General features: G+C 30.1%; 9 protein-coding genes and 1 tRNA gene. 7 read left to right on the plus strand and 3 right to left on the minus strand.

All coding sequences use genetic code 4. From position 1 onward, the window contains the following. Nucleotides 1-10: 10 nt before the first annotated feature. From SCHRY_RS00315 to SCHRY_RS00330, 4 genes are all read left to right on the plus strand, one after another. Nucleotides 11-919: a type I phosphomannose isomerase catalytic subunit gene (locus tag SCHRY_RS00315; RefSeq protein ID WP_016338477.1), complete on the plus strand. Its 909-nt coding sequence runs from the start codon at nt 11-13 to the stop codon at nt 917-919. A 99-nt stretch (nt 920-1,018) separates the two neighbouring features. Further along, entirely contained in the window at nt 1,019-2,656 is a 1,638-nt protein-coding gene (locus tag SCHRY_RS00320) for a PTS fructose transporter subunit IIC (RefSeq protein ID WP_016338478.1), read from the plus strand. 216 nt (nt 2,657-2,872) lie between these two features. Next, nucleotides 2,873-4,546, plus strand: a complete 1,674-nt coding sequence (locus SCHRY_RS00325) for an MATE family efflux transporter (protein WP_016338479.1) — start codon at nt 2,873-2,875, stop codon at nt 4,544-4,546. Nucleotides 4,547-4,672: 126 nt separating this feature from the next. After that, the gene (locus SCHRY_RS00330) at nt 4,673-5,497 is read left to right on the plus strand and encodes a hypothetical protein (RefSeq protein WP_016338480.1); all 825 of its coding nucleotides are present in this window, start codon (nt 4,673-4,675) and stop codon (nt 5,495-5,497) included. A gap of 72 nt (nt 5,498-5,569) precedes the next feature. Here SCHRY_RS00330 and SCHRY_RS00335 read toward each other — a convergent pair whose 3' ends face one another. Further along, a complete protein-coding gene (locus SCHRY_RS00335; protein WP_016338481.1) occupies nt 5,570-6,223 on the minus strand; it encodes a nitroreductase family protein in 654 nt (217 codons plus the stop codon). Between the two features lie 265 nt (nt 6,224-6,488). Between SCHRY_RS00335 and SCHRY_RS00340 the strand changes: the two genes are divergently transcribed. After that, nucleotides 6,489-9,227: a 2-oxo acid dehydrogenase subunit E2 gene (locus SCHRY_RS00340; RefSeq protein ID WP_016338482.1), complete on the plus strand. Its 2,739-nt coding sequence runs from the start codon at nt 6,489-6,491 to the stop codon at nt 9,225-9,227. A 22-nt stretch (nt 9,228-9,249) separates the two neighbouring features. On the opposite strand, the gene SCHRY_RS00345 is transcribed toward SCHRY_RS00340, so the two are convergent. Beyond that, nucleotides 9,250-9,849 (minus strand): IMPACT family protein, encoded by a 600-nt coding sequence (locus SCHRY_RS00345; RefSeq protein WP_016338483.1) that lies wholly within the window; start codon nt 9,847-9,849, stop codon nt 9,250-9,252. Nucleotides 9,850-10,038: 189 nt separating this feature from the next. Between SCHRY_RS00345 and SCHRY_RS00350 the strand changes: the two genes are divergently transcribed. Next, nucleotides 10,039-10,114: transfer RNA gene (locus tag SCHRY_RS00350), tRNA-His, on the plus strand. 94 nt (nt 10,115-10,208) lie between these two features. Here the strand turns inward: SCHRY_RS00350 and SCHRY_RS00355 are convergent. Beyond that, entirely contained in the window at nt 10,209-11,276 is a 1,068-nt protein-coding gene (locus SCHRY_RS00355; RefSeq protein WP_016338484.1) for an IS481 family transposase, read from the minus strand. A gap of 252 nt (nt 11,277-11,528) precedes the next feature. Between SCHRY_RS00355 and SCHRY_RS00360 the strand changes: the two genes are divergently transcribed. Continuing rightward, nucleotides 11,529-12,074, plus strand: coding sequence for a DUF402 domain-containing protein (locus tag SCHRY_RS00360; RefSeq protein ID WP_236607991.1), 546 nt, complete (start codon nt 11,529-11,531; stop codon nt 12,072-12,074). Nucleotides 12,075-12,133 lie beyond the last annotated feature (59 nt).

The raw sequence follows: 12,133 nt of genomic DNA on the forward strand, positions 1-12,133 counted from the left end.
GAAATGTAATATGACAAAAATTCTTACCTTAAAGCCATTTTTTTCAGAACGCCTATGGGGAGGACGTAAGTTAGAAAAATTTGGTTTTGAACTGCCAACTTCAGAAAAATATGGGGAAGCTTGAGTTATTAGTAGTTTAGATAATGGGATGACCTATTTAGATAATAATCAGGGATCATCAATATCTTTAAAACAGTATTTTTTAGATAACAGAACAACTATTTTTGATAATGCCGAAGAATTCCCGTTATTATCAAAGATAATTACTGCAAATGATTATTTATCAGTGCAAGTTCACCCTGATGATGCCTACAGTTTAAAGCATAATCAGATGTTAGGAAAACCAGAATGTTGATATATTATGGATTGTCCCGATAATGCCAAAATTATTTATGGTCATAATGCTAAAACCAAGGATGAACTAGTTGAAATGATTGCCAACAAAAAATGAAAAGAATTATTTTGTGAAGTACCAATTAAAAAAGGGGATTTTGTTTATGTCCCCCCTGGCAAAGTTCATGCCATTACCCCTGGGGTAACTGTTTTTGAATTGCAGCGTTCATCTGATATTACTTATCGTTTTTATGATTTTGATCGTGCTGATAAAGACGGAAATCTTCGTCCCTTACATATTCAAGAATGTATTGATGTAACAACTGTTCCTGATAGTAATGAACAAGTAATTAGGATAAATGAAGGGAAATTAATTGATAATGAATATTTTACCTTATATTTACTTAAATCAAATCAAACAATTAAGTTAACAGGGATTAAATGAGCACAAATTACGCTTATTAAGGGTAGTGTAGTAATTGATAATCAAAAACTAACTGCGGGACAATCAGCTTTATTAGTTGACTTACCAGAAAACCTTGATTTTATTGTTGATGGTGAAGCTCTATTTAGTTATAAAAAATAAGATAGAAAATTATTCTATCTTATTTTTTATTTTCTTTAAATATTTCTTGTAATATTTTCGTTGAAATATATAATAGTAATCATGGAGGAAATATAACATATGAGTAGTACAGATAAAAAATTAGTTTTAGCTATTACAGCATGTCCCACTGGTGTGGCTCATACTTTTCTAGCAGCCGAAAAACTAACACAAACTGGGCCAAAATTAGGTTATGACATTAAAGTTGAAACTCATGGTTCAGAAGGAATTCGTAATGATTTTACTGCCGAAGAAATTGCTCGTGCCGAAGTAATTATTTTAGCAGTCGATGTTACAGTTGATACTAGTCGTTTTAATGGTAAGAAAGTTTACCAATGCCGTGTTGCCAAAGCAATCAAAGACCCAGAAGGGGTAATAGAAGCTGCCTTAAAAGAAGGAAAGCAACAAGCTGGTGAATTTAATACTAAAACAGACAAAAATTCAGGACAAAAAATGGGAGTAATGAAGCACTTAATGGCTGGGGTTTCATATATGGTCCCTATCATTATTTTAGGAGGAATTTTCCTAGCGGTTGCTTTAGGGCTTTCAAAAGCAATTTATGGACCAAGTTATGATCCTGGATCAGATAATAAAAATTTCTTTTATTATCTATTAAAAATTGGTGAAGCATCATTTACTTTAATGATTCCAATTTTAGGAGCATTCATTGCTAATTCAATTGCCGGGAGAGCTGCAATTGCACCAGCATTGGTTGTTTCATATTTAGGAAACTCACCGCAAGCATTTTTCCCACTACCAGGGATTAATGAAGTAACTACTCCAACAGGATTTGTTGGAGCGATTGCCGCAGGGTTAGCAATTGGATACACGGTTAAATGAATTAATACATGAAATGTGCCAAAATCATTACGACCAGTAATGCCAATCTTCTTTATTCCACTAGTTGTTGGATTTGTTTATTCAATGATTATGATGTTTGTAATTGGTTCAACAATTGGTTGAGTAATGGGAAAATTCCAAGGATGAATTGAATCAACATGAGGAAACACTGATAATGCCGGAAATATTGCAATTGGATTGGGATTTGGAATCTTAATTGGTGCGATGGCTGGATTTGACATGGGGGGGCCTATCAACAAAATTGCCTTTTTAGCATGTACAGGTTTAATTGGTTCAAAAATTTATACACCGATGGGAGCAATGGCAACAGCAATTCCAGTTGCCCCTTTAGGAATGGGAATTGCAACTTGAGTCTTTAGACCATTCTATAATGAAGAACAAAAAACAATGGGAACAACAGCATTCTTTATGGGATGTATTGGAATTTCAGAAGGTGCTATTCCGTTTGCGGTTAATGACCCAAAACGTGTTGTAGCATCAAACGTTGTTGGTTCAGCAATTGCGGGAGGATTAGCTGGAGTAACAGGAATCGCTGACTTAGCTGGTCATGGAGGACCAATTGTTGGATTATTGGGAGCATTAGGTCGTGGAAACGGTGATGCTGGTCAATATGGATGAGGACAAGGATGACAATGAACATTGTTAGCATTCTTATTCATGGCCGTGGGAGCTTTAATTACAGCCTTTATGTATGGATTCTGACAAGTAATTGATAAAAAACGTAAGGGAGAAACAATCTCAATGAAACAGTTTATTATCAAAACTCGTGATGAAAAAGTTAAAGCTGATAAAGCAGCCAAAGCAGACAAAGTTAACAAAGACGCGAAAAAAGTTAAACTTAATAAAAAAGAAAAATAAAATTTAGAAAAGTTTTAATAACAAAAAAGTTATTAAAACTTTTTTATTTTAATATATAATTATTAAGTCATAATTTTAAATAGCCTTAAAAGAATGAGATAGTAATTTTAAAAACTGTTACTTAAAACGGATCAAAAGTATTTTTACGAGTTGTTGCACCAATTATCAATAATATAGTGGCAAGAAATCAGTAAAGATAAAATTAAGGAGGGCCAAATGTCACAATTACAGAGCGACAAAAAAAATAAACTATTTGCCAGTCGAAAATGATATGCGACAGCATTAGTTTTAATTTTGTTAGCAACAATGCAAGAAATTATTATGGAATCAACTGACTTAGTTGATAACTTTTTTGTTAATGCAATTAAATTTAATGTTCCTGGATTTCAGGATTTAATGGACCAAATTAAAACCGTTTTTGGATCAGATGAAATTTATCATAATCAAGAAGTCTGAAATAGTTGAGGATTAGGACACTATGTTGGCTATCATTACACGGCTGGGCAATTAGCAATGAATGGGGTTGCTGCATCAAATCAACTTTATTTTATTATGTTCGCAATTTTAAGTGGAATTTGTTATGGTTTTGGGGTTTTTAATGCCCAATACTTTGGAGCTAAAAAATATAAAGAATTACAACAAGTAACATTGTTAAAAGTTTATGTTTGTATTTTAGTTTGTGCTGTTGTTTTACTTCTTTCCCAAGTAGCGGGACGACCATTAATTGAATTTACCACCTCACCAAAATATGCAGAAAAACCAAATGATTTTTTACCAGTGACAGCTGATCAAAAAGATTTAGCGATTCAGTGATTTAAGTATTTTGAATATCAAGCAGCATCAATTTCAACAGATTTAGGAATGCATTATTTTCAAACAATTGCCTTATCATATCCAATTTTAGCAATTAATATTGCATTTATTACAACATTACGTGAAACTGGAAGAGCAGGATTAGCCGTATGAGTTTCATTAATTGCCTTAAGTACAAACTGTTTAATGAACCCCTTCTTAGTTGAACCAATTTTTTTAGGAGAATTTAATGGGTTAGGGGTACAAGGGGCAGCTATTGCAACAACTGTTTCACGGGTGTTACAATTGGCCTTTATTGTCACCTTATTCTCTTTTAAACGGTATGAATTTATTCCCCGGAATTTATATTCATTTGATGGTTTTGTTACACGGCGGGCATTTCAAAAAGCAACCCCAATTGTTTTTAACGAAATCTTTTGAGCGGTCGGAATGGTTGTCCAAGTAAAACTACGAGCAATTTATAGTATTGATGCTTTAACAGCAAACGCAATTTTCTCAACGATTATTACTGCCTTATATACACCGCTATATCATGGTTTTTCAGCAGGAACATCAATTCTGGTCGGCAGTCGATTGGGAGCCAACAATTTGGCCGAAGCAGAATACAATGGAAAACATTTGGTAATCTTATCGTTTATGATCGGAACAGTTGCCGGATTGTTGTTAGTTGTTGGGGGATGATTTTTCCCAGAAGTATTATTTGTTAATAATACAAAAGAAACATTCCGAATTGCACACTGGATGTTGTTTGTTTATGGGTTGATGTATCCATTTGTGATGGTCAGTGCTACCTCATATGCAATTATCAGAACAGGGGGAGCCGTTTTCAACGCCTTCGTCTTGGATGCTTTATACACATGAATTATTCCAGTCCCATTATTAGCAATTTTAGTATTAACATCAAGTTTAGATATTGTTTATATTATTATTATTTTACAAGTTTCTGACAGTTTAAAAACAATTTGGGCGGTTATCTTATTACATCGTAAAAAATGAGTCAAAAATATTACTGAAACAAAACATACAACAGAATTAGATAATAAAGTTAAAGAAATTAAACAACAAGTTGAAGCGTAAAAAATAATGCAATTATGCATTATTTTTTATTTTTCTGAAATTTTGGGTCAAAAAAGCGTTATGATATAATTTGAAAGTCATTTTTACAAAAGACAACCGATCAAGTATTTATTAAGGAGAAAAACAATGTATAAATTAAGTAAATATCGTAAACCTCTTAAAATTACAATTATTGTTTTAATGAGTTTACTTATTGCGATTCCGTTAACAGGAATTATTGTTGATTTGTGTGACCGAATGTTACATTATAACTATTTTAAATCTGGGCCAAATGGTGAGCCAAGTAAATTTACAATTGATCAGTTATTATCTTGATTATTTGTTGCTTTTACAAATTGATATGCTTTATTTGCGATTTTGTATGGAACAGTATTTTTAGCCCGTTTAGGATATCGAAATGAAAAATCAGAATTTAAGAAATTTTTCTTTAACAATATTTTTTTATTATTATATTCAATTGTTATTATTTTAGTATTTTGACCAGATGTTATTAAGCAAATTTTTGTGGGATCAGGATTTATTTATACAAATTTGGCAATGAGAAATGTTATTACTATTAATATTCATTTTCTAACTCCAGCAATTGCTTTAGCATTATATTTTATTTTTTTGAAATATGAAGAACATGATTTTATTTACTTTTTAAAACGAATTAGTTATTTTGGGTTAATTATCCCAGTTTGTTATGTTTTATTTGCTTATGTGCGTTTATTTATTTATGTTGGTTATCATGGTTTTGATCCGAACAATCAAACGATTGTTTGGTGAAATGCTTATAATATCTTGAATCCATATAAGAATCCTGTTACTGCGCCAATTATTTTATTTTTTGCTGCCATTGGAATTTATGGCATCATGGTGTTAATTTCATATACGTCAGTTTTGATGTTAAAGCTAATGAATAAAAAACAGCCTGAAAAAGTAGCAAAAACAACAAAAAGAACAAAATAATAGCTAAAACAAAAAAAGGAAAATGGCTGAATACCAAATTCCTTTTTTTATTTGTCATCATGATTAAAATTTTTAATATATTTTGTAAGTTTCTTCAAATGGCAAGCGAATGCGATTTGCTTGCGCTTTGTTGCGAGCATCATTTGGGGTTGGAACACCAATTGTTAAGGCTAAAATTACTTCTTGACCTTGCTTCATCATTCCTTTATTAATTAATGTCTTTTTCAATTTGCATTTTTGCATTCCTAACATTGGTGTTGAACCATAACCAAGTTCTGTTGCCGCTAACATTGTAAAACTAAATTTAATTGTGGTATTAATGATATGAACTAAATCAGTTGATTCAGATATAGTACCATAGTATTGTAAAACTCCTTCTTTCATTTTTTGACGGTCTGCTTCCGGAATATCCAAAAATTTCATTGTTGCATTATAAATGCTTTGGCCATTATTTAACATTTGCATTTTAAAAGGGGTTCCAACAAATAGGAATAGGGCACTAGCATCTTTAACATTTTGGGTGTTAAAACTTTCAAAATCGTTGGCAATTTCTTCTTTTAATTTTTGATCTCTAATTACCAAGATATTTGTATCTTGTAAGTTATTAGAGCTTGGGGCTAAATAAACTGCCTCAAGAATTTTTTGTAATTCTTCATCAGTTATTCCGTTATTTGGCAAATATGATTTAATTGTATGGCGTTTTTCGCTTAATTCTTTAAAATTCATTCATTGTTTCCTCGTCTCTTTCATTTTTATAAAGTTTTATATCTAATAAAAAGGTCTATTAATAATTGGATAGTAAAAAAATTAAAAAAGTTTTAAAATCTTTACTTAATAATTCCAAAAATCTACTTTTTCCCTAGATTTGTTGGAATAATATAATAACCTTTTTTGAAAAAAAAGTCAATTTTTATGGTATAATTTAAATGTGTAAATAGAGGCTAAACTAATTATATAAACTTATTGATTATTTTGTTGTGGGGTAAGGAAAATGAAAAAAATAAGAATAGAAAATCTCCGTCAAAAAGGGGTTTTAGAACGATTTTTATATATTAACGATGTTGTACAAGCGGGAGAACCGATTGCCTTAATTTTAGTTAATAACAAGGAAGAAATTATTGTCAATGCACCAGATGATGGTCTTGTTATTAAACCAATTAAAATTGGTAGCAAAGTTAAAAATAACAGTGTTATTGCCCACCTCTTAACAAATGAAAAAGAAATTACAAAATATCATAATAAACTTAATAAAAAAACTGATCTTGAAGTTGACTTTTCGCCTTCTGATAAAGGCGAATTTGGAACAAAATGAGCTGATGTTGAAGAAGATAATTATTCAGGGACAAGTTTTGTTTCAACAACAGTAGCCCCAGCCCAAACTTTACCATTAACAAGCTTATTACAAACACCTAACCTTAGCCAACACCAATCTCCAAACTACCAGTCATTATTAGGCAAAGTGCAAGAATCACGCCCCGAAGCTCAATTAGAACAAAAGAGTGAAGAAACCAAATCAATTTTTAATGCGTCTTTTGCGCCATTAAAAACAAGCATAGTTGAAAAAGGTCGTTGAGATGAAAAACCATTATCATTTAATAAACCAAGCGAAAAACCCTTGTCATTTAAAGAAGCAAAACTTAGTGGGTCTTTTTTAAATGAGAAAAATAATAGTGAGGAGTCTACCCAGGTGGAAGATTTAAAAGCAAAAATTAGTCAAGCTTTAGCAGAAAGTAAAAATACTTTACAACAAGAATTAGCAGAGAAAGAATATGCCAAATATTTAGTTCAAACAACAAAAACTCATGATGAAAAACCAACTAGTGTAATTTTAGCAAGTGGTCAAACGGAAAATGCCCCAACAAATAATTTCCGGGAATTAGTTAATAAACGTCGTGAGCAATTACATAGTAATAATAATTTTCAGAAATTAAATCTTGAGGCGGATAATAATAAAAATGCGATGGACTTTTTAGATGATGAAGGTAAACCAATTATTTTACGTAATATTGTTCAAAATCGTATGAATAATTTAATTAGTGAAAATACTTCAGGATTACGGGCAGCAAGTGAAGTTAGTGGAACTAGTTTTAGTGACACAAGCGATAGTTATCGAGGAACACGTTCTGAATATGGCATGGCTCCAAGCAAAAAAGCAAATGATAATGCTGAAAAATATTCATATATTAATGCTGATGGAATTCTTGTTGATGGGGATGAGCCACAACATACTCCACATAAGCAATATAAAACATACCGTGATCGCTTATTTGAAAAATTACATAATGATGCTGAACGACAAAAAATTTTAAAAACAAGAAACCAACGCGAATTAATTAAACAAAGAATGGAAGCAATTGCAGCTGGGGATGTTGAAGTTGATAATGTTTTAGGAGCAACCCATAATTTTAAACGCCCATCATATGAAGAAATGGAAAAACAGTATAAGGTGTTAGATGATAAATATAATGCTGAACATCGTGGTGTTGACCAAGCAGAAAGTGATAATTATGGGTGAGGAGAACAGATTACTCATAATGAACCAATTAAACAATTAGAAAAACCACAAAATAATCCAAAAACAGCGCCAGTAACAGCCCAAAAAGAACCACAACCAGTTTTTCAACAATTCTTGCCTTCCCAAGCAACTGGGGGCGATAGTAGTATTTTAGCCGAGCTAGCTGTCTTAAAAGAAAAATTAGCGCAACAAGAACAAAATAATCGTCAAAATGAATTATTAAATGAAATTCGTCATTTAAAAGAAAATAATCAAAATAACAGTAACAATACTTTTGATAAATTAATGCAATATATGATGTTACAACAAATGTTTAAAACAACCCCTAATAGTAGTGCCGACCCTATTTTAACTGATTTATTAAAAGAAAGTTTCTTAGGAAATAAAACAAACAATAGTCAAGATTTACAAATTAAAAAATTCGATAATATGGCCCCACAAGGAAACTTATTACACCCAATAAATAATAGTTTAAATATTGTTAATACAAGTAACAATATTATTGAACCGCAAGGACCAGAAAGCCGCGAGGAAATTAAAGCCGCAAAATATCCAGCAATTAAATCAATGATTATGACCCAGGCTAGTGTTCCACCATTAACAATTAATACGGAAATTGATATGTCAGCGGTAATTGAACAACAACGAAAATTAAAAAATGCTAATGCTAACTCTGGTGTTCGCTTTTCAACAATGAGTTTTATTGTTAAATCAGTATCATTAGCACTAACAGAATATCCAAAATTAAATTCCTATTATGATGCTAGAACAAATCAAATTGTTATTAAAAATTCCCATCATATTGGAATTGCAACTGAAACAAGTGAGGGATTAGTTATTCCTGTCATTAAATTTGCTGAAAAATTAAGTTTAAAACAAATTGCTGTAACATCACAAGAAATTATTGACCGCTTGCGCGAAGGTGAATTATACGATTATGAATTACAAGGAAGTACAATTACTGTCGCCAACTATGGAACAGTTGGGGCAGTTACTGCTACGCCAACGATTTTTTATCCTAATTCAGCTGTGGTCGGAATCGGGCGAGTTGTTCGTAAACCAGTTGTTATTAAAGGTGATAAATTAGTAATTCGCTCAATGATGAATATTTCGTTAACAATTGATCAAAGAATTATTGATGCTGCCGAAGCAGGAATATTCTTAACACGATTAAAAGAAATTTTAGAGTCACCAGAATTAATTACTTTATCATAAAAAAACCTCATCCGAGGTTTTTTTATGTTTTAATAATTTTATAACTATAAATTATTCTATCAATAATGAATTGATCTAATGCCCCTATGATAGGATGATTATTTTCAACTATAATAGTAATAATTAATTCCCGACGATAGAATGTTCGTTTAAAAATATTAATGTTATGTTGTTGTAATAGGTTTCGTAAAAAATTTTCATAAAGTGGTCGTAATAAAATTCCGATTTTTAACTGAACGGCAATTTTTTTCATGTTAGCTGTTTCAAGGGTTAAGCGTGTAATTGTTCCATAAGCTGATTTAGGATTCTCCAGAATTGTATTACTATTACAGTAACGAATAACAAGAACAATAATGTTTGTTAAGTCACGTTCAATGATGGCATCCAAAATTGGGCGACCTGCTTCATGACGGATTTCGCCATTATCAGTTTTAAAAATATTTTCACGGCGTAAACCAATAACATACGCATAGGCATTAAAACTAGCTTTGCGATCTTTAAATGTTTTTAAAAATTCAATAACATCATTTTCAGATTCAACATATTTTGCGAAACACAAAAATTTATTATACTGAATAATAATTTCTTTTTTTAATATTTGATTTTTTTTAATAATATACATTGCTTTCTTCTCTTTTGGGTTGATAATATTTAATACATAACTATTATTACAACTTAATTATAATACAAAAAAAATAGTAATTTTTCAATTTAAAATATTTTTTTATTACCAAGAACGATATCTTTACAATTTCTAAAATTTAGATATAATAAAATAGGTAAAAATATTTACCTAATTAAATTAGATATGGCGGTTGTGGCGAAGTGGTTAACGCACCGGATTGTGGCTCCGGCACTCGTGGGTTCAAGCCCCATCAGCCGCCCCATTTATTGAAAATTAAGTTGTACTTTTTGGAAAAAGTACTTTTTTTATTTTTAAATTAGGGGTTTGTGTAAGGTACCATAGACATTTAAGACCAGTTAGTCTTTTAAAAATTTTAACACAGCTTCAGCAGGTGTTAAAAGATTTATGCTCTTATGTCGTCGAATATTGTTATAATAATTTAGAAAGATTTTAATTTGTTTTTCAATATCATCAATTTCCTTAAGATATCTTGGTAAATATTCAAAAAACTTATTTCAGTTACGATGAAATCTTTCAATTTTCCCATTTGACTGTGGGGAACGCACTGGAGTTGTCTGATGAGCAACTCCTTTTTTATTTACTGCTTTTGTAAATTCACTTTTTCGATGAGCATAATTTGAACGATGATTATATACATATTCAGTTCCATTGTCTGTTCGAATTCTCTTAATGTTAATGCCAATATTTTTAAATTCAAAATAAGCTTTTTCAAATAGTTTAGCAGCAATATCTTGTGTTTTATGCGCAGAAACATAAGCCACTGCATAACGTGATTTTTCATCAATGTAATCAAAAATATACAAATCTTTTTTGTAACCTGTCATATTTTTAGTTAATATTTTAACATCATGTTGAACATGTCCTAATTCGGGCATTTCATAACGTTGATATATTTTCTTTATATTTTTACGCTTAGAATAATTATTAAATGTTTTATCTCATTTTATTAATGTTTTAATGTTATGTTTAATTGGCATATTTTGGTAGGTAAAATAATTTGCTAATGTTAAATTATAAAACTCATATATCCCTGTGCCATATTTTTCTCGGTATGTTTTAATCATCTTAGCAATTTTTCTTTTATATATTTTACTATAATGATAATGAATAGTTTTTGGTCGTGTTGAAGTCTTTTTAAATCATTCAAAATCATAAGAATTTAATAAAAATTCTTTAATTTTATTTGATCATGTATAAAATGTTTGTTTGCCTTTATAAAATAATTTAATTAACTGGTTTAATGAGTGACTTTTTAAATAGTATTTATGGCATAAATTAAAATAATTTGACAAATGATGATAGATATAATTTGTTTCTTTAGTTGGTTCAACACGCCCATACCACTTTTTAAAACCACGATGTAATTTATATAATTCATTTTCAGTAATAATACTTGTTATCATTTTTAATCCTCCTAAATTTATTCTAAAGAATTTAGTGGTCTTAAATGTGTGTGGTTTTTACATAAATTAGGGGTTTGACTATTTACTTACAGAATTTGCTTGATATAATTATAATGATAGTGTAATAAAAATATCATTTTAATTAAAACTATATTTAGAATTAAGAATTACTATTTGTTTTAAACTAATTTTGTTTCGTGGATTTTATATTGGAAAAGAGAATAAAATATTAAATAATAAAGGAGGATTTTTATGATGGAGACATTAAAAATCGGTGATGTAGTATTAGTACATGCATATAAACATAATGGGGCAATTTATCGTAGCTGAGATGCAGCTATTGTCTTAGAATTAAATTCAGATTATTTAGTTTTGGTTAATGAAGATGTAACAGTAACGGAATTAAATGGTCGAAAATGAAAAACAAACGAACCAGCAATTTGAATTTTTAATCGAAAAAATTGAAGTAACATTATTTGCATGTTTAAAGAAACAGGACTAAATTATTATTGCAATATTGCTTCCCCATTTATTATGGAAGGCAAAACAATTAAATACATTGATTATGACTTAGATATTAAGGTGTTTTCGGATGGGGCCTATAAAATCCTTGATTTAAAAGAATTCAACCGCAATCGTATTATGTGGAAATATGGTCAAGATATTATAAACATGATTTGATCAGAGGTTGATAATTTGAAAAATCAAATTAAAAATCAAACCTTTATTTTTTCGCATGCCCGTGCCCAAGCTTTTTGAGACCAATATTTACAATGAAAAGAAAATAATCAAAAATAGGTTTTATTAATTGGCATTTTATCGGTATAATATTATTAATTGTATGAAAAGAGGAAAAA

The sequence above is a fragment of the Spiroplasma chrysopicola DF-1 genome, from assembly GCF_000400935.1.
Lineage (GTDB): Bacteria > Bacillota_I > Bacilli_A > Mycoplasmatales > Mycoplasmataceae > Spiroplasma > Spiroplasma chrysopicola.